We start from the raw sequence: 20,734 nt of genomic DNA on the forward strand, positions 1-20,734 counted from the left end.
GGAGGGTACCCATGTCCACTGACTCTGTGACGACCACTCCCGCGGCCGCCCCTTCTTCCCCTGAGGCCACCCCGGCCTCGGCCCCGGCCCCCCAGGTCGGCGAGGGCACCCGCGCCCACGCCGCCGACCTGCGGGCTCGCCTCATCGTCTCCGCGCCCCTGGGCATCCTCGCGATGATCCTGTCGATGGTGCCCGCCTGGCAGTTCACGGGGTGGCAGTGGGTCGTCGCGGTGGCCTCGATCCCGGTGGTGACGTGGGGCGCGTGGCCCTTCCACCGGGCGGCCTTCGCGGCGGGCCGCCACGGCTCGACGACAATGGACACGCTGGTCTCCCTCGGCGTTATCTCCTCGACGCTGTGGAGCTGGTGGGCGCTGCTGTGGGGCGGCGCCGGGATGCTCGGCATGCGCATGCACATGAGCCTGATCCCGCGCGCGGCGCACGCCGGCCACGCGGAGATTTACTTCGAGGGCGCATGCATGATCGTCGTGTTCCTGCTGACGGGACGCTACCTGGAGGCGCGCGCACGCTACCGCGCGGGCGACGCGCTCCGTTCGCTGCTGAGCATGGGCGCGAAGGAGGCGACGCTCGTGAGCGTCGACCCCGCGACCGGCGAGCGCTCCGAGAGCGTCGTGCCCGCCTCGTCCCTGCAGGTCGGCGACCTCTTTGCGGTGCGCCCGGGCGAGAAGGTAGCAACCGACGGCGTCATCGTCGAGGGTTCCTCCGCCCTGGACACCTCGCTCCTGACGGGCGAGTCCGTGCCCGTGGACGCCGCCCCCGGCGACGCGGTGACGGGTGCGACCGTCAACACGTGGGGATCCCTGCTGGTGCGCGCCACACGCGTCGGCTCGGACACGACGCTCGCACAGATCGGGCGCATGGTCGCCGAGGCCCAGGCCGGAAAGGCTCCCGTCCAGCGCCTCGCAGACCAGATTTCGGGCGTGTTCGTCCCGATCGTCATCGCCGTCTCCCTGCTGACGCTCGGGGGCTGGCTGCTCGCGGGCGGCGGCGTACAGGCCGCATTCACGGCGGCCGTCGCCGTTCTGGTCGTGGCGTGCCCATGCGCGCTCGGCCTGGCCACGCCAACCGCGATCCTCGTCGGGTCGGGGCGCGCCTCGCAGCTGGGCATCCTCATCAAGAACGCCGAAATCCTCGAGCAGACACGTTCGATCGACACGATGCTGCTCGACAAGACGGGCACGGTCACCACGGGCGTCATGTCCCTCGAGTCGGTCGCAGTCGCACCCGGCGCGGGCGAGGCCTCGGCCCTGTCCCTCGCCGCCTCCGTCGAGTCCCTCTCCGAGCACCCCGTCGCCCGCGCCATCACGTTGGGTGCCGCAGACCGCGGCCTGTCGCTCGTCCCCGTGACGGCGTTCGCCAACCAGCCCGGGCTCGGCGTCGTCGGCATCACCACCCAGGGCGGCGTGCTGGTCGGCCGCCCGTCGTGGCTGGCTTCCCTGGGCATCGACGTGCCCGCCTCCCTCCTCGACGCCGTGCGCGAGGCCGAGGCCTCGGGCGCCTCCGCCGTCGTCGCGGCCCTCGCACCGCAGCTCGGCCAAGTGGCGACCACCGAGGCCGTCACCCCTATGCCCGAGGCCCACACGCACGTTGTCCTGCCCGGCCCCGACGCCAAGCTGCCCCTCGCAACCCTCACCATGAGCGTGGGCGGCATGACCTGCGCCTCCTGCGTGCGCCGCGTCGAGCGCAAGCTCGGCAAGCTCGACGGCGTGAAGGCCGAGGTCAACCTCGCCACCGAATCCGCTCGCATCACGCTCACCGTCCCTCACAGCGACGAGGAGCTCGAGGCCGTCGTGAGCGCCGCCGGCTACTCCGGCACCGTCACCTCCCGCTCTGAGGCCGCGACCGCCGACGGCGCACCCGCGGCTGGCGACAGCGCGGGTGGGGATACCGGTACCCCCACTCAACCCGGCACCACCCCGGGCGCGGGCGAGCGGGAGGGGGCCCAGGCCTCGTCCCTGGTGATCCCCGAGCGCGTCGAGGGCAGTGCGATCGCCGCGCTCGTCGTGCGCGACACGGTCAAGGAGTCCTCCGCGGATGCGATCGCTCAGCTGCGCGAGCTCGGCATCGAGCCGATCCTGCTGACCGGCGACAACGAGGCGGCGGCGCGCCACGTGGCAGACCAGGTCGGGATCGAGCGCGTCATCGCGGGAGTCCTGCCCGACGGCAAGCGCAACACCGTCGCCGATCTACAGGCCGAGGGCCGCACGGTCGCGATGGTGGGCGACGGCGTGAACGACGCGGCCGCACTCGCGCAGGCGAGCGCGAAGGGCCTGGGCATCGCGATGGGATCGGGCACGGACGTGGCGATCGAGGTTGCGGACATGACGCTCATGAACTCGTCGCTCACCTCGGCGGCGACCGCGATCCGAGTGTCGCGTCGGACGCTGCGCATCATCAAGGAGAACCTCTTCTGGGCGTTCTTCTACAACGTGCTGATGGTGCCGCTCGCGATCGCTGGGCTCCTCTCCCCCATGCTGGCCAGCGCCGCGATGGCGTGCTCGTCGGTGTTCGTGGTCCTCAACTCGCTGCGCTTGCGCGCCGCGAAGTAGTCGCACAAACGGCACGAGTGCCGCGTGGCCGGGTGTCCGGCTGCGCGGCACTCCTGCCGTATTACGAGATCGCGCGGGTGTCATGGTCACTTCCGGTGGTAGCGCGGGCTGGTCCCCAGGTGGACGGTGATCGTCTTGTTGTCGTTAAAGATGACCCCTTCGTCCGTTCCGCGATAGACGTAGGACGACGGGAAGGATTCTGTCAGCGTGTCCCCTGCGATTCCGTCCATGTAGTCCTGCACCTCCTGGGCACTGGGGGAAGAGCCATTGGGCTTTGGAATAATGGGGTTCTCATCCGGGTACTGCGACGGATCCGTGTTAACCAATGACCCCAGAGCCGCCGCACCATAGCCGGTGTACTTATCCCAGTTGTGATTGGGGTTCAGGCCCGTGCGAACCAGGAGCTGGAGGATCTGGTTGGTAGTGGCCTCGGGCCACCGCTGGCGCGCTAAAGCCAGCATGCCTGCCACAAGCGGCGCAGACACAGATGTCCCATTGACCGTTTGCGGTTGGTTTGTCGCAGGGTCGAAAGTGTTGAAGGGTCCGCCAAAAGCAGCTGTGACTACGCCGTCACCCCAGGAGGAGTAGGACGCGAACGTACCGTCGGCGTTAATCGCGGACACACCAACGACGCCAGAGAACCTGCTCAGGTGCGTCACATTGTCGTCACTGGCGCCATTTCCGGCGGAGGCGACGATGATGACGCCCTTGCTGATCGCGTTGGCGATCGCCCACTTCAGCTCAGGACTCTCCTCCGAGACACTTTGCGAGACGGAAATGATCTGAGCACCGTCCTCAACGGCCTGGTTGATAAGGCTGGCGAAAGTGTTGAGCCGACCGCCATCGGAGCTGCATGTTCCGTTCGACGTCGTCGATGCCGTCGACGACTGGTAGGTGTACAAGGTCGCGTCGGGTGCCACACCGGTCTTGGGGGAAACAAGGATAATCGCCATGTCGGTGCCATGACGCTTCCCCTCGGGGGTCGCCTCCACCGTACAGCGGCTCTTGTCGGTGACGTTGGCCCCCTTGAGCGCAGGGTCACTCGTATCAACCGGACCGCCAATGGCAGCGATCGTGACGCCCTTACCGGTGTACCCCTTGGCGCGCACGGTATCCAGGGGATAGTAGGAGAAATAATCCTGTGAAGGCACCGCATCGTCAGCAAGAGCCGGGGTGGGTGCCAGCGTCAGAGCACCAACAGCCAGAGCCAGAGCGCAAACCGCGGTAGTCAGGGCGCGCGCGAGTGTCATGGTCACTTCCGGTGGTAGCGGGGGCTGGTTCCCAGGTGGAGCTGTGTCTTTAGCTCGGACTGGTACATGACGACGTTATCGTCGGCGCCTCGGTACACGTAGGAATCAGGGATCGCCCGGTTGTCAGCGGGATTGATGAGTCCGTCGGCGTAGTCGGCGACCTCATCAGCCGTGGGCTCGGAACCGCCTGGTTTGTTGAGAATCGGGTTCTCGTCCGGGTACTGTGAGGGATCGTCGATGACGAGTCCGCCGCCGTCAATAGCACCATAACCGGTGTACTGATTCCACTCGTGATTCGGGTTAAGACCAGAGTGGACGAGTGACTGGAGGATCTGGTTGGTGGTTGCGTCGGGCCACTTCTGGCGCGCCAACGCCAGCATGCCAGCGACGAGCGCAGTTGACACAGAAGTTCCGCTGACGGTTGTGGGCTCGTTGGTGGAGGGATCATACGAATTGTAAGGACCGCCGATAGCAGCAGTGACGACACCGTTACCCCAGGAGGAGTAGGACGCGAACGTGCCGTCACTATTGATGGCAGAAACACCAACGACGCCGGACCACCGGCTGAGGTGACGGGAGTTTTCATCCTTCGTGTTATTTCCGACGGATGCAACGATGATGACGCCGCGAGACACAGCGTTGGCGATCGCCCATTTGAGTTCCTTGCTGCTGTCGGATTCGCTCTGAGAGACGGAGATGATCTGGGCCCCGTCCTCGACTGCCTGGTTGATGAGAGCTCCGGTGGAATTTAGCGCCGCGCCGTTTGCTGTGCATGTTCCTTCGGATTGTGTTCCGGAGTTGGTGCTCTGGTAGGAGTACAGTGTCGCGTCGGGTGCGACGCCGGTGTAGGGCGAGACCAAAATGGTCGCCATATCAGTGGCGTGGCGCGTTCCCTCAGCGTTGCTCTCGACGGTGCACCGGCTCTTGTCGGTGACGTTCGCCCCTTTCAACGCGGGCGCACTCGTATTGACACCGGCATCAATGAGAGCAATCGTGACGCCTTTGCCCGTATATCCCTTCTGACGTGCAGAGTCAAATGAGTAGTAGGAGAAATACTCCTGGGAAGGCACAGTATCGTCCGCATAGGTCGGTGCTGGGGCCAGAGTGAGGGCCCCAGCTGCCAGCACGAGCGCGGAGGCGGCGGTGGTCAGGGCGCGCGCGGCGCGCCCCGCCCTCCCCACGAAAGCGAAGGGAGAACGGGGCGCGGCGTTGGAGGAGATGCTCACCACTGGCGCGGGTCCCATCCGTCGTCAGTGCGCTTCGCCGGTGCGATGTCCTTGTCGGTGCCGGAGGTCTGCGACAGGGGATTCACGTAGCCCGCGGGCAGCTCGTCCTCGTCGTCGTCGAACTTGAAGGCGACGTACCGGTTTTTGCGGCCCTTCTTGTCCTCCTTACCCGCGCCTGCACCTGCTCCTGCGCCGGCACCCATGAAGCCGCCGCCCGTCGAGCCACCCTTACCAGCAGCGGCAGCTCCGGCGGCACTGCCGCCGTTTGCGCCCGTGGTGCCGGTGACACCGGAGGAACCAGCAGCGCCGTTTGCGCCGCCAGCACCGGCTGCGCCCGCAGAGCCAGCGGGGGGAGTGTAGGAGCCGAAGCCGGAACCCGAGTAGGAGCCGACCTTCAGGCCAGCGGCCCCCGAAGCACCCAGACCGTTGGTCGAGCCGGTGACGCCGCGCATGCCCGCAGCACCCATGCGACCAGCACCGGACAGGCCGCTGGCCGAGCCGGAACCGCCGAGGCCGTTCGCGCCGGCACCCGCGCCGCCGAAGCGACCAAAGACGCTCGAGCCGCCGAGGGAACCGGAGCCTCCGAAGCTGCCCGAGCCCATGCGGGCTGCGCCGCGCAGGCCGAGCGCGCCCGCGCCGAGGACGCCCGCGCCGCCGAGGCGGCCTGCCGTGGCGGAGTCGGAAGCCGCGCCGCCGTTGAGACGCCACAGCGGGTGATGAGCGTCCGCCGGCGGTGCTGGGGTGTGCCCATCGAGGACGCCGTTACGGTACGCCGTGCCGTTCGCGGGGGTGTGGAGTAGGTCGGTCCCCATGAGCTCCTGGGGGTCCGTAATCGGGTTCGTGCGCGACCCAAGCTCACCGTAGGCCGGCTCCTGAGTCGGGATTGCGCCCGATGCGACCGTACGGTTACGCGCCGCGGCGGCGTCCGCCTCGCTCCACCAGGGCTGGGCGAAACCACCCGGGTACGTGCCCGAGGAAGGGTTTCGGCCCGCGGAACGGTCAAAGGAAGTGCTTGCGCCATTAGCCCAGTCGTCTACAGCTTTGGTAGCCTTTCGAGCATCCGCGCCGTACTCGAGGTCTTGTTTCTGCTGAGCATCCGCGATGGAACTGAGGGTCCGCATCGACATACTGAGTGCGCCCGTCATCGCATTCACCTGGGTGAGGATACGTGTTGCCGCGGCCTCGCGCTGGGCGTTGGCCTGGGCTTCTACCGCGTCCACGTAGGCAGCGCCGGTTGTGAAGCGCTTGCTCAACACAGAAATGCCGCCTCCGGGCGAGGAACTGGGAACCATGACGACGGGGTTGTCGCGCATGGCGGCTGTATCGGCATCCAGGAGGGTTGGCGAGAGCAGCTCGGCTTCTTTGAGGGCTGCCTCCATTGCTCGACGGCCTACCTCGTAGGTTTCGTGACTCACTTGATAGTGGGCCTTGTAGCCGTTGATGCGCGCAACTGCCTTATCAACCCACGCATTCATGGCATCGGCTGTTTCTCCCACGAATCCTTGCGAGTCACGGTACTGCTTGAGGCGCTCAACGGATTCTTCGAGGCCTTTAATCGTTTGCTGGTGGTCGGATTCCCACGCGTCCAGATCGCGATTGGAGCGGGCGGCCTGCATGAAAACCTTGAGTCGCTCGTACATCGGTGACGACACCATGATTTAATCCCCTTGTCTCGAAATGTCTCAGTACTTGCGCGGACCGGGTGTAGTGGTAGGTGCCGAACCAGCGGAAGACGTTGAATGCGTCGGCCCCGATTGCATGGGGAGCTGAATAGGCGACTTAATTCCAAAGGTCCCGAATAACTTGTCGAGCTCATGCTGCGCTGCCTTGGCTGCTACTGCGGCGTCGGACTTGTCGACTCGGTTGAGCGCCTCCTGAATCTTCGCGAGCTGGAGCTTGTTGTCCTGCTCTGTACCCGTGAAGTCCTTGAGAGTTGCGTTGATCTGAGCCTCGAAGGTGGAGATGAGTTCTGCTTCCTTCGCGAGGACTTTAGATATCTTGTCGAACAGAGCGGCGGAGGTGTCGCCCATGGACTGGGGGCCGTTCTCCTGCCCCCAGAACATCGTCTTCTGGGCAGCGCCCAGAGACGAGGAACCCTGCGCGGACGAAGTCACGGCATCGCCGCTCTCGACCACGTGAGCGGTTGCCGCTACCTGCTTCTCGCTGTCGACTCCTGCCTGATCGGCCATTCGTAGCTCCTTAAAATTGATGGAAGATGAAGAGAGCGCTGCGATGCGCCCAGTTGCTTACTTGGCGACCTTGAAGCGGCGGACCAGCGGCTGGTCAGGCTGGTCGGGGCCCTCGATCTTCAGGGTCCACACGTAGGTCAGGTCAGAGCCCGAACCCTCCACGTCCACGGTCCAGGACGAGTAGTACTCACAGTTCTGCTCCACGCACAGGTCGTAGGTGTCATTGCCCAGACGCCAGTAGTCGGTCGCCGACATCATCTGGTAGATCGTCTCATTCTTATTCACGACCGTCTGGCCCTTGGGATCCAGCTTGAACTTCTGCTGAGAGATCGACACAGGATCCTCGGCCACCAGCTGCGCGCCGACCATGTTGTTCAAGGCGACGGCCTTCGCAGCGATCTGCTTCTTCTGATCGCCCGACGCGGACTGCATCTGCTGCACCAGCTGCTGCTTCTGCCCCTGAGGAATGTTGGGCAGCTTGCTGATATCGGTGGCCTTAGAGCCACCCCCACCGAAGAGGGAGCAGCCCGACAGCGCAACGGCAGCGAGCAGCAGGGACGAGGTGGCCGCACATGCGCGACGGGACACGAGAGAGGACATATTTTTCTCCTGCTTTCAGATGAACCAATCATATGCGAGAAAGAGGACGCCGTGGTGCTATGCACACTCGATGCTCACTCAGCGCAATAAAGCTGTCATTCGTCTAGTGAACCCAGCCGCATTGAACGTGCAACGCCTGTCGTATTACGAGGTGCGTCGCGCGACGCGGAAGCCCTGCTTGGCGTAGACGGTCTCGTAGGTGTGGCCGGGGTGGGCGGCGCTCCCCCACGACTCGGCATCGACCTGCTGATCGCCCCACGCGTAGGAGCGCGCGTCGATGACGACATACTCCGGAGGGGTATCCATAGTGCCGGTCGTGCCCACCCAGTAGACCTCGCGACCGGGCACGAGGCGTGCAAGCAGCGTCGTGTCGGTTTCGACGCTCACCCCCTCGGGTACCGCGTCGAGCGCGCCGAGGGCGGCGGCCATGCGCGGGTCCTCCTTGAGGTCGGGCAGGTGCCACAGCGGCAGGGACGAGGCCGTGAGAGCCAGCGACATAGCGGGCACGCACGCGGCCGCCCAGGCCGCGACGCGCCAGCCCAGGTTCGACGAGGCCGGGGCCTCTTCCTCAGCGTCCGCGTCGGTCTCGGCGGTAGCGCGCTCGGGTGCGAGCCACTGGTCGATGACGTCGAGCAGCGAGCACGCCGCGATGGGGACGAGCACGGCGTTGTAGTGCCACGAGTCCCATCCGTAGTAGCTCTCCACCGAACCCGCGAAGCGCCACGCGAGCGTCGGCGCAACCAGTGCGAACCACGGGGAGGCCGTGCCCACGAAGCCAGCACCGGCCACTAGGACGATGAGGGTCACGAGCTTGACAGAGGGGGTCGTCAGGATGTCCCACAGGGAGGGGATTGCGTGCGCTGCGGTGGTTCCGCCGGTCGGCGTGCCCGCCCCGGTCGCGGCCCCATCGAGGGAGTAGGCCCACGTGCCCGCCGGGTTCATCGCCGGGAGCAGCACCTTCACCGTCAGCACAAACGCGACGATGCCGAACAACGCATACGCTATCGACCGCAGGACAGCAGACCGTCCTTCGCGTCGGCGGCGCCAGGCGATCGCGAGTCCGGCGACAAAGACCGTGAGCCCCAGATCCTCCTTAACAAGAACGAGGGGCGCCAGCCACGCCATGCACGCTCCCCAGCGCCGCTCAACGAAGGCGACGCCTCCGAACGCCAGCAGCGGGACGGCCACGCAGACCTCGTGGAACTGGGCACCGACCGCACCCTGCAGCCCCCACCCCAGCCCGTAGGCAAGCCCGACGAGGAGGGCGCCGCCACGGCCGAGGAGGCGCTGCGCGAGGCGTGCGATCGGCAACACCGACGCGGCGATCAACAGGTCCTGAACGACGAGGAGGGTCAGCGCGGAGGGGAAGAGACGAAAGATCGGTCCCAGGAGCGCCAGGATCGGGTGGAAGTGATCGCCCAGCAGGTTGTAGTCCGGCCCCTTGATGGGGACGACCGGAGCCTCGAAGCGCGAGTAGGCCTGGACGGCCTCGGCGAAGATGCCCAGGTCCCACGAGGGGGCGACGAGCGCGCGCCACTGCGCCACCGAGTAGAAGACGTAGAGCGCACCGACAGCGCAGGCGATGACGGTGGGCAGCCACCAGGTCGCGATGAAGCGACGGACGGCTAACCGATCCAGGCCCTTCACCCGACCATCTCCGTGCGGCGCGCGTCAGAGAAGTCAGTTGCCTCCGCCTCGTCGCGGGCCGAGGCCGGCGCCGGATAGGGCACGCCGATCCCCTGTTCGTGGTCGGCGCGGCGCTTCGAGCGCGCGTCGGAGTGGAAGAGCTGGCTGACCGTAGCGCGAACTGCGTCGAACATGCGCGCCGGGCGGTTGAGCGAGCCGAGCGAGCGGTCCGCGCCCGAATGCGTGAAGTTGCAGGGCACCTCCATGACGGACAGCCCCGCGCGCAAGACGCTGATCGTCATCGCGGCCTCGAGCACGTAGCGGCCACTGAAGGGCATAGCCGCGTCGATGGCCTCACGCGTCAGGCAGCGCTGATAGCTGAGGGGGTAGTGGCAGTTCCAGCCGGTCTTGCGGCGGATGAGCCGGCGTGCGACGCCCGGCCCGTAGCCGGAGTACTCACGTCCCGCGGCCGGGACGGCGATCGCCATGTCGGCCTGGCGGGCGAAAACGGCCTCGACGAGGGCGGTGGCCTCGACCGCGGATTCGCCGAGGTCGGGAGAGAGCAGCAGGATGTGGCGGGGCGGCCCGTCGGGGCGGTCGCGCATGGCGGCGACCTTCACGCCGGTCTCAATGGCCGAGGCGCGCCCGCGCTCGACGGAGTGGCGCACGACGACGGCACCGGCGGCTCGGGCAGCGCGGCCGGTGTCATCCGTGGAACCATCGTCGACGACAATGAGGAGGTCAACGCTGGGTATCGCGCGGCACGCGCGCACGGTGGCCGCGACGGCGCGTCCGACGTTGTGTGCAGCGATGACGGCGGCGACGCGCTGCGGCTGGGAACCTCGAGATCCGGCGGGATAGTTCACGACTAACAGTCTACGGGCGGCGGGGCGCAATCGCGTCCCGCCGCCCGTAATGTGAGCGACAAACCTGTCTAAACGACAGGTAAAAATGTTCTTAGCGGATCGTCACAGCTCGGGAGACGAGGCCCTGACGTGCGCGACGCTCCTTGTCATCCAGGCGGTCGGTGACCTTCAGGGCTTCCTCGAGGGCCTTGGCGAGGGCCTGCGTGCCGGGCGCGACGTCGGCCGCGCTGGCGCCCTCGGGCAGCTCGAAGACCGGGACGATCAGGCCGCACGCGCGGAAGGAACCCACGTAGCGGGAGCCCTCGCCGACGTTGGCCTCGCCGCGCGCGGCCAGGCGGGCGAGCGCGTCGAAGAGCTTGGTCTCGTCGTTGTCCGTCAGGAAACGCACGAAGTTACGGTTCATCTCGCACCAGTACGCGCCGGGGACGCCGGGCACGGGCTCGGTCGGGATGATCTCGTCGCGGTTCTGCTCGAGGGCGCGACGCGTCTGGTCGTCGATCTCCTCGGCCGGGTCGAACCAGAAGGAGAAGTCCTCCTCGAGCTTCATGTCCGTGAAGCTGTCGGCGTCGACGATGTCCTGGAGACGCTCGGAGGGCTCGCGCACGTCGATCGAGATGACGCCCTCGTCGCCCGCTTCCTTCGCGGCGATGGCGGCGAGCAGCGCGGCGCCCGCGTCGTGGCTGAGGTCCGCGGAGTTCGACCGGGTCTGCAGCGCAACGAGGATGCGGCCGTCGGGGCGCACCATCGCGGGGTGGCCCTCGGGCAGGAGAGTGACGAAGTCGAATTCGACGGCGCCGTGGTCGGCGTCGGTGCGTGCGGTCAGCGTGGCCGCCGGGATGAGCTCGCGCATGGCGACCAGCTCGATCTCCTTCGGCAGGCCCTCGTAGGGGCGCGCGACGAAGGGGATCGGCGGGCGATACGCCTTGAGCTTGGCGGGATCGGTGACCTTCTTACGGCGGCTAGCTTTACCCATGGGTCTAATCGTAGCGGGTTTCACCCAATCGACGAGGTGGGGGCTGGGCGAGCCGGTCCCCTCGCCCCCCGCGCCCCCTCCCCCAATGTCGCACGTAATTTGGTACCCCTACCTTTTATTAGGTATCGAGAATTACGCGGAATTTCAACGATCTGATTTCAATATTTGAAATAGATCGCGGGGAATTACGTGCGACATTTTTGGGTAAACATGCGCCTGCGCAGGGTCCGTGCCGACGCCTTGTCAGCGGGCGGCGCCTCGGGCGATGACCTCCACGCCGGGCAGGGCCGCGCGGTAGGCGTCGAGGAAGCGCTCGTACCCGGCCACGCCCTCGGGGGTGGGCTCGAGGGTGGAGACGGAAGCGCCCGCGAAGACACGCTCGGAGAGGTAGTCCGGCAGGGCGGGCGCGGCCTCGTCCCCTGCGAGGACCGCACGGTAGCGCGCGAGCACCGCGATGCCCCACGCGCCGCCCTCGCCCGCGGTGTCACCAACGGAGACGGGGATGTTCAGCGAGTCCGCGAGGATCTGCTGGGCGACGCCCGGGGTCTTGAACAGGCCGCCGTGGGCGAAGAGCGAGTCGAGGCGCACGCCCTCGCCGCTCAGGATGTCGACTCCGATGCGCACGGCCGCGAAGATGCTCATGAGCTGGGCGCGCACGGCGTTGGCGAGGCTCACGCGCGCGTCCGCGGTGTGGGTGAAGACCGGCTGGGCTGCCTCCTGGCCGACGAGCGGCTCGGCGGACAGCGTGTTGTAGGCCATGACGCCGCCCGCGTCGGCCTCGCCCGTGAGCGCGTGGTTGTAGAGGGCGTCGTAGATCGCCGGGACTTGCACGTCGGCACCGACGAGGCGCGCGAAGTCGGCGAACCAGCCGACCCACGTGTCGAGCTCGGACGCGCCGTTGTTCGAGTGAACCATGGCGACGGGCGAGCCGTCGGGCGTGGTCACCATGTCAATCTCGGTGTGCAGCTCAGTGAGGGAGCGCTCGAGGACAGCCATCAGGAAGACGGAGGTGCCGCATGAGATATTGCCGGTACGCTGCGCGATCGCGTTCGTCGCAATCATGCCCGTGCCCGCGTCACCTTCCGGCGGGCACAGCGCAATCCCGGACTGAAGCGTGCCGGTCGGGTCGATGAGCGCGGCGCCCTCGGAGGTCAGCATCCCCGCGTCCTCGCCTGCGCTCAGCACGGTCGGGAGGACATCACGCAGGCGCCACGGGACCCGGTCCTGAACCAGGGCCTCGTACTGATCAAGGTAGGACTCCACGTAGGTACCGGTTTCCGAGTCGATCGGGAACATACCCGAGGCGTCGCCGACGCCCAGGACATGCCGTCCCGTCAGCTGGTGGTGGACCCAGCCTGCCAAGGTCGTCAGGCGGGCGACGCGCAGCGCATGTTCCTCGGAGTCGAGGACCGCCTGGTGCAGGTGCGCGATCGACCAGCGCAGCGGAATGTTGAAGCCGAAGAGGCGGGTGAGCTCGTCGGCCGCGCGCCCGGTGTTCGTGTTGCGCCACGTGCGGAACGGCGCGAGCAGGTTGTCCTCGGCATCGAAGGCAAGGTAGCCGTGCATCATCGCGGAGATGCCGATCGAGCCATAAGTCGTGGGGGTGACGTCGTACCGCTCGCGCACGTCAGCGACCAGGGAGGCGTAGGCGCTCTGCAGGCCGGCGACGACCTCGTCAAGGGTGTACGACCACAAGCCGTCCTCCAGATGGTTCTCCCACCCGTGGCCGCCGGTGGCGAGCACCTCGTGGTCGGGGCCGATCAGGACGGCCTTGATGCGGGTCGAGCCAAACTCGATGCCAAGCGCGGTGTCAGCGGCGGCGATGGCGGCGCGGGGGTCGGTGCTCATGTGTGCTCCTTGGGTCTTCATTGACGAGGCCGGGGCCGGGGTTGCGTTAACGATAACACCTTTGCGCTCAAGCGGGTAGTGTCCGTCTGGGAGATACTGAACGCTCTGTTCGCGATCACTCTATTCCGATTGACAGAAGGCCGGAATAGCCAGACCACCACTTGCCCATTCAACCCACGCCATCACGCGTCGTCGAAACAGTTTCACAGGGCGGGCGAATAGCGTAGACTACGCGTAGTCATATTTGAGGAGGACACATGTCTACCGCACGGGTCGCACGCTCCGTCAAGCTCGATCCTGAGATCGACGCCCGCCTCACCGCCCTCGCCCAGCGGACGGGGCGAACGAAGTCGTTCTACATGAATCGCGCCATCGAGTCAGCGCTCGAAGAGATCGAGCTGGCCTACTCACTACAGGCGGAACTCGAGGACATTCGCAGCGGCCGAGCCACATCAGTGAGCCTTGACGAGGCGGTGAAGACTCTTGGCCTGGAGGGCTGAGCTGCTCACCCTCGATCATCAGTCACGCATCTACCGCTGACCTACCGAGTGCCAAAGCCCTCGATGAAGAGCTCACGCGCGCGGTCGATGGCGGCGAGTTCCTTGTCGGTGAGCGGCTTGGTGGCGCTACGCTCGATGAAGGTCAGGACGACGGACGCGTAGACGTCCGCGGCCAGTGGAAGCACCTCGTCGTCCATACGACCGCGCGCCCAATCGGTAAATACCGAACAGCACGTGCGATAAAGCTGCTCATGCAGATCCCCCTCGCCGCCCACGCGGATCGCCAGCAGGGTTTTCAGGGCCTGCCCATTGCGCGCGTAGACGTCGGCGAGATGGCGGGCGACGGCGCGGGCGTCGCGTCCCTCGCCGAACCACAGGCCCTCGAGGGCAGGGGTGATCTCTTCGAGGAGGAAGGACACGACCTCGGCCAGGAGCGCGTCCTTGTCGGTGTAGTGGTCGTAGAAGGTCGTGCGCGACACCATCGACGCGGCGCAGATGTCGGTGACGCTCACGTGCGCGTAGGGCTTTGCCTGGCACGCCTTGACGAGGCCCGAGCGGATGGCCCGACGCGTCTTCCGGATGCGCAGATCCAGGTTCTTCTCGGCCTCGCGCCCATGCTTATCCGCACTCCGCAGAAACATGTTTCTCCGATCATTTTTGCCCTATTTATGGGCCTATCCTACGCATGGCGTTCGCGTCGTACGGTATCCAACACTCCGTTTGTTATTGTGCGGTCCGCCCCAGCTGTAAGAGCGATAGCGTCGAACCATGTTCACCGAGTACACCGGCAATCGCCAATTCGACCTGCAGCTCAACCGGACCTTCGCACCGATCCTCCATCGCCCCGGAATGGACAAGATCGCGGCCACGACACTCCCCCGCCTGCGGACGACGACGCAGATCACGGCGTTGGCCCAGCACCTCGCCGAGCGCTTCGAGTCGGGAGGGGATGCGGATGCCGCGTGGCGCCTCTACGAGCTCGCAGCCTTCTACCTCGGGGCCGACGACCCCCGCAAGCATCGCTTCATCGACGCGATGTCACGCTCTTTCGACGAGGCCCACCGAGGCCTCGCGCTCACCCGGCACGCGGTCCCCTATCGCGGCGGGGAGCTCACCGCGATGCATTGGGAGGCGGATCCGGCGGACCGAGCGCAGGCACCGGCGGGTACCCCGACCACGCTCGTCATGATGAACGGATTCGACGGGTATGCAGAGGAGATCATGGACTTCGCGTCCCACTTCCCGACCCGCCCCTTCGACATCATCGCCTTCGATGGCCCGGGACAGGGACACACGGCGCTGGCTGGCATGCCGCTAGAGCCCCAGTGGGAGCGCCCGACCGAGGCGGTGCTGGACTATTTCGGCATCGACAACGCCGCCGCCCTCGGGGTCTCCTTCGGCGGCTACCTCGTCATGCGCGCGGCCGCCCACTGCCCGCGCATCACGCGCGTGATCGCCTTCGACATGATGTACCGGCTCCTGGACGGCCTGACGATGCCACTGCCTCGTCCCCTTCGCCCCATCGCGAACGCGGTCATCGAGAACCCGCGGCCCGCTCGGCTCATCGACGCCGGTCTGGGGATGGTCTCACGACTCAGCGCGGACCTATCGTGGAAGCTCCAGCAGGCGCAGCACCTCACGGGACTGAACAGTCCCAGCCAGGTGCTGCGAGCCTTCGGCGACTACACGATGGAACCTTTCGAGGGGCGCATCACCCAGCCGTGCCTCGTCCTCGCTGGGGATGCGGATCAGTACGTGCCCTTCGAGCGCCTGGGCGACGTGCGCCGCGCCCTGAGAAACGCTGAGTTACTGGAGGTACGCGCGTTCCATCACGCGCAGGACCCGGACATGGCGCAGCACTGTCAGATAGGGGACTTGGACCGCGCCTTCGCGATCATGGGTGAGTGGCTCAGCGGCCGCCAACCCCGCAGCGGCGCATGATGCCGTGCATGACCGCGGCGGCGCCATCGTTTTCGACGGCGGCCGTCACGTGGTCGGCGTGGGCGCGCACCTCATCGGAGGCGCCACCCATGGCGACGCCGAAAGCCGCCCACTCGATCATCGCGATGTCGTTCGTTCCGTCGCCGACGGCGACGGTCCCGCACGCGGGCAGGCCGAGACGCTGACGGAGAGACTCCAGGCCACTCGCCTTGGTGACGCCGAGGGGCTCGATGTCCGCCCAGGACGTCCAGCCGACGAACACCTCGTGGGTGCGCGACACGTCCAGGGACGACAGGATCCGATCGAACTCCTCGCGATCCATCTCGGCGGCGCGCACCACGATCTTCGGCGTCGGCGTGGAAGCAAGCTCCTCCATCGACACGATGCGGTGATCGCTCCCCTCGATCTCGTTGTTCGGGAAGGGAGCGGACAGCAGGATGTCGGGGTGCGGCATCGATGCGAACACCGCGCCGGGCACGGCCGCGGCAATCTCCTCCAGGATCGGGCCGGGCACGAAGGTGCGCTCCTCGACGATCTCACACGCCCCGCCGCTCACGCGTACGAGGGTCGCGCCGTTATTGCACAGCGCCCACCCGTCCGTGAACTCCAGGGCTTTAAGAACGGGAATCACGCCCTCGAGCGCGCGGCCCGAGGCGATGAGCACCTGGGCGCCCGCGGCGGCGAGGCCGTGGATCCCCTCGAGCACGCGCGGGGTCGCCCCCGCCGGAGTCAGGATCGTGCCGTCGATGTCGAGCGCGACCAGGACCTGGCCCGCCGACGTCGGAAAGTCGGCGGGCAGGGCGGCCGAGGCCTCGTCGAGAAGATCCTCGAAGGGGCGAGCGACTTCGCCGGTGGAGGGGACCGTCAGGAAGCGCTCTTGGCTCATCGAGCGACCGGGCTCAGAACCTCGAGTCCACCCAGGTAGGGGCGCAGGGCCTCGGGCACGTAGATCGAGCCGTCCGCCTGCTGGTGGTTCTCCAGGAAGGCGACGATCCAGCGGGTCGTGGCCAGCGTGCCGTTGAGGGTGGCGACCGCGGTCATGCCGTCCTCGCGACGCTCACGAATACCGAGGCGGCGCGCCTGGAACGTCGTGCAGTTCGAGGTCGAGGTGACCTCCATGTAGCGCTCCTGGGTGGGCAGCCACGCCTCGCAGTCGAACTTGCGGGCGGCGGAGGTGCCCAGGTCGCCGGCGGCCGTGTCGATGACGCGGTAGGGCAGCTCGACCTTGGCGAGCATCTCCTCTTCCCACGCGAGGAAGCGCTGGTGCTCCTCGGCGGCGTCCTCGGGGCGGCAGTAGCTGAACATCTCAGCCTTGTTGAACTGGTGAACGCGGATGATGCCGCGCGTGTCCTTGCCCGCGGAACCGGCCTCACGGCGGTAGCAGGTGGACCAGCCCATGTAGCGCTTGGGGCCATCCGACAGGTCGAGGATCTCATCGGCGTGGTAGCCGGCGAGGGCCACCTCGGACGTGCCCGTCAGGTACAGGTCGTCGGCGGGCAGGTAGTAGATCTCGTCGGAGTGCTCGTTGAGGAAGCCGGTACCACCCATGACCTGCGGGGTCACGAGGGTCGGGGTCATCATCGGCACGAAGCCGTTGGCCAGCGCCTGGTCCATGGCCATCGTCATGAGGGCCAGCTCGAGGCGGGCACCGATGCCCTTGAGGTAGTAGAAGCGGGCACCGGAGACCTTCGCGCCACGCTTGGTGTCGATCGCGTCCAAGCCCTCGCCGAGCGCGAGGTGATCCTGGGGCTCGAAGCCCTCGGCCGCGAAGTCGCGGGGGGCGGGTCCCTCGTGGCGCAGAACCACGAAGTCCTCCTCGCCGCCGACGGGCACGCCGTCGACGACCAGGTTGGGCAGGAGGCGCGCGAGGCGGTCAGCCTCGGCGTCGGCCGCATTTGCGGCGGCCTCGGCGGCCTTCACCTGCTCGGCGAGCTCCTTGGCCTGAGCCAGGATCGCCGGACGCTCCTCCTTGGAGGCGCGGCCCACAGACTTGGAGACCTCTTTTTGGGTGGCTCGCAGCGTCTCGAAAGCCTGCAGGGCCTCGCGGCGGGCGGCGTCGGCCTCAATAATCTCATCGACGAGGCCGGGGTTCGCTCCGCGGGCACGCTGGGAGGCGCGGGCGGGTTCGGGGTTTTCACGCAGGGCACGCACATCAATCATGCGTCCCATCCTATGCCAGGTGGGCGCGCCATGTCCCCTACCGCCACGACTTTGAATTCAACACAGCAGGTCAAGGTTATGCACAAACTACACCCCTGGGGTCTTCAAAACCCTGAAAGTTATCCACCTTTGGTGCATAACCGTGTGGACAAGATGACGGTGAGCACACGTCAGCTCGTCTCTGGTGACACGAAGTGCAACGAAAAGCCACTTCACAACCCGTCCACAGGCATAAAGCGGGATACGCTAGGCACATGGACGGAATTTACTGGGCACTCGCAGCCTCCGCCGGAGCCGGAGCCATCGGAGTCGCGCGTCTGGCAACCGCCCTCACCCGCAGGCACCGCCGCCGCAAGGCCCTTGACATCCCCGCATCGGTGGACGACCCGACGCGCGGACGTCCCCGCCCCTGGATCATCATGAACCCCTCGAAGCACGAGGACCCACAGGCCTTCAAGGACCGCATCAACCGCAAGGCCAAAGAACTCGGCATCGACCACGTGCACTGGCGCGAGACCACCCGCGAAGACCCAGGCACCGGGCAGGCCGTGCGCGCCCTTGAGGAAGGTGCCACCGTCGTGATCGCCGCGGGCGGAGACGGGACCGTGCGCGCCGTCGCCGCCGGCATGGCAGGCTCCGGCGTCCGCATGGGCATCATCCCCGTGGGCACCGGCAACGTCCTGGCCGGAAACCTCTCCGTCCCCGACGACCCCGAAGAGGCCCTCACCGTTGCGGTCGACCGCAACCACCGCGCCGTCGACCTGGCGTGGGTACGCGTCGAAGACGTCACCCAGGAATCCACTCAGCCCGCCGAAGGCGGACTACGCCTCGCGGCACGCACCGCGCTACACCCCGAAGCCAGCGCTGCGGACCAGGGCGCCCCGGCCTCGTCGATGGAGCCGCGCGCGGACGAGTACGCGTGCCTCGTCGTCGCGGGCATGGGCTACGACGGCGCAACGATGGCGGACACGAACCCCGAACTGAAGAAGCGCATCGGATGGATCGCCTACGTGTGGGCCGGACTGGGCGCAATGGGCGTTCCACGCATGAAGGCACGCCTGACCCTGCGCTCCCCCGCCGCTCGAGTGGCAGACCCTCTGGGCGTCGGCGATCAGATCACTGGAGAGGCCCTGGACGAGACCTCCTCGGCGAGCACGGAAACCCTGCGCTCACCCGCGGATGAGATCACCCGCGTCGAGGCCCGGTCCGTCATGTTCGCGAACGCGGGCGAGATGAAGATGCTGGTCCTCGCGCCCGATGCGGAGCTGTCGGACGGCCTCATCGACGTCATCGCGGTCGACGCGCTCGCTGGCCTGCTCGGCTGGGCGGACGTGACCTGGAAGATGCTCGGCCAGCTCATCGGCCTGCGCCCGATCAATTTGCCCGTCTCGACCGGCAAGGTCGCGTTCCGCCAGGCGAAGGGAGCGTCCGTCACGGCCGAAGAGGCCCAGGTGTGCCAGGTGGACGGCGACGCGATCGGGCTCGCCCACACCATGCACATTCGCATGCAGGCGGGTGCCCTCGACATTGCCGTGCCCGCCGAGCGCACGTGGATGGAGCTGCTGCCCGGCTAAGCCCACGTCCTTACCCGACGCGCGACGCGCACGAGCTTGTCGCTGAGTAGCAGTGCACTACTTAACGCGGCATTGCACTACTTAGCGCGGCATTGCACCAGATAGCAGGCAGTGCAATGCCCCCACAACTAGTGCATTGCTCCCGCATCTAGTGCAGCGCTGCAGGGTCTGTGCCCAGATCTGCCTTGTTTCTAAGTGGTGTTACACCACTTAACGGGGCATTACACCAGCTCGGAGGTGGTGTAATACCCCCTAACTGGTGTAATGCTCCCTATCTGGTGCAGACCTGCCCAATACAGCTCGGTTGACAGTTCGTTGGAGCAGCAGATGCCGTGACCCGGCTTATCCCTGCCGAGGCGACGCCTACTGGCTCAGCGCGGCGACGCGGGCGTCAGACCAGCGGCCAGGACGGGGCGTTGCCCGCAGCCTCGCCCGCGCCATCCCCGCCGTGCAGCAGGTCCGCGACCCACGCGCGACCCGCGCGGAAGGCCTCGTCCGTCGTTCCCGGGGCAACCGACGCGCGCACACCATCGACACGCGGGTAGGACCCCATAAAGCGAACATCCGGCGAGTAACGGTGCAGGCCGACGAGTGCTGCCTGAACGCGCTCCTCACGGATGTGGCCGACGATGTCAATGCTGAACGTGTAGTTGCCGAGGCCATCGCCGCTCGGGCGAGACTCAATGCGGGACAGGTCGACGCCGCGCGCCGAGAACTGCTCGAGGAGGGTCAGCAGAGCGCCCGACTCGTTGACGGGCAGGGCAACCTGGATGGTCGTCTTGTCCGCGCCGGTCGGAGGGGGCACCACGCCGGGGCGGGCCACCAGCACGAAGCGAGTGATCGCGCCCGGGTTATCCGCAACGTCGGTGAACAGGGCCTCCAGGCCGTAGGTGTTGACCGAGACCGCGTTGCACAGGGCGGCATCGAAGGACGCGTCACCGTCCGAGAGGAGCTCGGCGGCGGCGGCCGTCGACGTGGCGGGGACGTGGATCGCGCCGGGGAAGGTCTCCTCAACCCAGCCACGGCACTGCGCCCACGCGTGCGGGTGGGTGCCGATACGACGAATATCCTCGGGGCGAGTACCCGGCAGGACGGCCAGCTGGAAGACAACGTGCACGTGCATCTCGGCGACGATGACGAGGGGGTCGCCGTGCGAGAGCGAATCCAACGTCGCGTTGACGCCGCCCTCGATGGAGTTTTCGATCGGGACGACGGCGCGGTCGGCCTCGCCGCGGCGCACGGCCGCGAGCGCCTGCGGGGCGCTCGTCATGGGCATGAGGATCGCGCCGGCGGGAGCGACCTGGTGGACCGCCTGCTCGGTAAACGTGCCGAAGGGGCCGAGGAAGGCGATACGAAGCTTGTCACCGAGGGGCGCGGGGCCGGGAATGTTCGTCGTCATGGTGTCAAGGGTAAC

General features: G+C 66.9%; 17 protein-coding genes. 4 read left to right on the forward strand and 13 right to left on the reverse strand.

Annotation, left to right across the window (positions count from 1 at the left end; genetic code table 11):
• Positions 1 to 11: 11 nt before the first annotated feature.
• A complete protein-coding gene (locus JJJ16_RS07630; protein ID WP_219752065.1) occupies positions 12 to 2,567 on the forward strand; it encodes a heavy metal translocating P-type ATPase in 2,556 nt (851 codons plus the stop codon).
• Positions 2,568 to 2,653: 86 nt separating this feature from the next.
• On the opposite strand, the gene JJJ16_RS07635 is transcribed toward JJJ16_RS07630, so the two are convergent.
• The 9 genes from JJJ16_RS07635 to JJJ16_RS07675 form a co-directional block, all read right to left on the reverse strand.
• Positions 2,654 to 3,817 carry a S8 family peptidase gene (locus JJJ16_RS07635; RefSeq protein ID WP_219752066.1) on the reverse strand — a complete coding sequence of 388 codons (1,164 nt, stop codon included), beginning with the start codon at positions 3,815 to 3,817 and terminating at the stop codon, positions 2,654 to 2,656.
• A gap of 2 nt (positions 3,818 to 3,819) precedes the next feature.
• The gene (locus JJJ16_RS07640; RefSeq protein WP_219752067.1) at positions 3,820 to 5,061 is read right to left on the reverse strand and encodes a S8 family peptidase; all 1,242 of its coding nucleotides are present in this window, start codon (positions 5,059 to 5,061) and stop codon (positions 3,820 to 3,822) included.
• On the reverse strand, positions 5,040 to 6,698 hold the full coding sequence (locus tag JJJ16_RS07645; protein ID WP_219752068.1) for a hypothetical protein: 1,659 nt from the start codon (positions 6,696 to 6,698) through the stop codon (positions 5,040 to 5,042). The genes JJJ16_RS07640 and JJJ16_RS07645 overlap by 22 nt, the downstream gene beginning before the upstream one ends.
• A gap of 27 nt (positions 6,699 to 6,725) precedes the next feature.
• Positions 6,726 to 7,232: a hypothetical protein gene (locus tag JJJ16_RS07650; RefSeq protein WP_219752069.1), complete on the reverse strand. Its 507-nt coding sequence runs from the start codon at positions 7,230 to 7,232 to the stop codon at positions 6,726 to 6,728.
• A gap of 57 nt (positions 7,233 to 7,289) precedes the next feature.
• On the reverse strand, positions 7,290 to 7,832 hold the full coding sequence (locus JJJ16_RS07655; protein WP_219752070.1) for a hypothetical protein: 543 nt from the start codon (positions 7,830 to 7,832) through the stop codon (positions 7,290 to 7,292).
• A gap of 144 nt (positions 7,833 to 7,976) precedes the next feature.
• A complete protein-coding gene (locus JJJ16_RS07660) occupies positions 7,977 to 9,479 on the reverse strand; it encodes a DUF2079 domain-containing protein (protein ID WP_219752071.1) in 1,503 nt (500 codons plus the stop codon).
• Entirely contained in the window at positions 9,476 to 10,324 is an 849-nt protein-coding gene (locus JJJ16_RS07665) for a glycosyltransferase (protein WP_219752072.1), read from the reverse strand. The genes JJJ16_RS07660 and JJJ16_RS07665 overlap by 4 nt, the downstream gene beginning before the upstream one ends.
• A 91-nt stretch (positions 10,325 to 10,415) precedes the next feature.
• Complete coding sequence (locus JJJ16_RS07670; RefSeq protein WP_219752073.1) at positions 10,416 to 11,297, reverse strand: DUF5926 family protein; 882 nt, start codon at positions 11,295 to 11,297, stop codon at positions 10,416 to 10,418.
• 243 nt (positions 11,298 to 11,540) lie between these two features.
• Positions 11,541 to 13,145, reverse strand: a complete 1,605-nt coding sequence (locus JJJ16_RS07675; protein ID WP_219752074.1) for a xylulokinase — start codon at positions 13,143 to 13,145, stop codon at positions 11,541 to 11,543.
• 257 nt (positions 13,146 to 13,402) lie between these two features.
• Between JJJ16_RS07675 and JJJ16_RS07680 the strand changes: the two genes are divergently transcribed.
• Positions 13,403 to 13,645, forward strand: coding sequence for a ribbon-helix-helix protein, CopG family (locus JJJ16_RS07680; protein WP_219752075.1), 243 nt, complete (start codon positions 13,403 to 13,405; stop codon positions 13,643 to 13,645).
• A gap of 41 nt (positions 13,646 to 13,686) precedes the next feature.
• Here JJJ16_RS07680 and JJJ16_RS07685 read toward each other — a convergent pair whose 3' ends face one another.
• Positions 13,687 to 14,286 (reverse strand): TetR/AcrR family transcriptional regulator, encoded by a 600-nt coding sequence (locus JJJ16_RS07685; protein ID WP_219752076.1) that lies wholly within the window; start codon positions 14,284 to 14,286, stop codon positions 13,687 to 13,689.
• Positions 14,287 to 14,413: 127 nt separating this feature from the next.
• Between JJJ16_RS07685 and JJJ16_RS07690 the strand changes: the two genes are divergently transcribed.
• Positions 14,414 to 15,586 (forward strand): alpha/beta fold hydrolase, encoded by a 1,173-nt coding sequence (locus JJJ16_RS07690; RefSeq protein WP_219752077.1) that lies wholly within the window; start codon positions 14,414 to 14,416, stop codon positions 15,584 to 15,586.
• Here the strand turns inward: JJJ16_RS07690 and JJJ16_RS07695 are convergent.
• On the reverse strand, positions 15,555 to 16,472 hold the full coding sequence (locus JJJ16_RS07695) for an HAD hydrolase family protein (protein ID WP_219752078.1): 918 nt from the start codon (positions 16,470 to 16,472) through the stop codon (positions 15,555 to 15,557). The genes JJJ16_RS07690 and JJJ16_RS07695 overlap by 32 nt on opposite strands.
• Complete coding sequence (gene serS, locus JJJ16_RS07700; RefSeq protein WP_219752079.1) at positions 16,469 to 17,746, reverse strand: serine--tRNA ligase; 1,278 nt, start codon at positions 17,744 to 17,746, stop codon at positions 16,469 to 16,471. The genes JJJ16_RS07695 and serS overlap by 4 nt, the downstream gene beginning before the upstream one ends.
• Positions 17,747 to 18,000: 254 nt before the next feature.
• Here serS and JJJ16_RS07705 point away from each other — a divergent pair, with 254 nt between their 5' ends.
• The gene (locus tag JJJ16_RS07705; protein WP_219752080.1) at positions 18,001 to 19,320 is read left to right on the forward strand and encodes a diacylglycerol/lipid kinase family protein; all 1,320 of its coding nucleotides are present in this window, start codon (positions 18,001 to 18,003) and stop codon (positions 19,318 to 19,320) included.
• A gap of 391 nt (positions 19,321 to 19,711) precedes the next feature.
• On the opposite strand, the gene pheA is transcribed toward JJJ16_RS07705, so the two are convergent.
• Entirely contained in the window at positions 19,712 to 20,719 is a 1,008-nt protein-coding gene (gene pheA / locus JJJ16_RS07710; RefSeq protein ID WP_219752081.1) for a prephenate dehydratase, read from the reverse strand.
• Between the last annotated feature and the right edge of the window lie 15 nt (positions 20,720 to 20,734).

It is taken from the genome of Schaalia sp. ORNL0103, from assembly GCF_019429565.1.
Taxonomy (GTDB): Bacteria; Actinomycetota; Actinomycetes; order Actinomycetales; family Actinomycetaceae; genus Pauljensenia.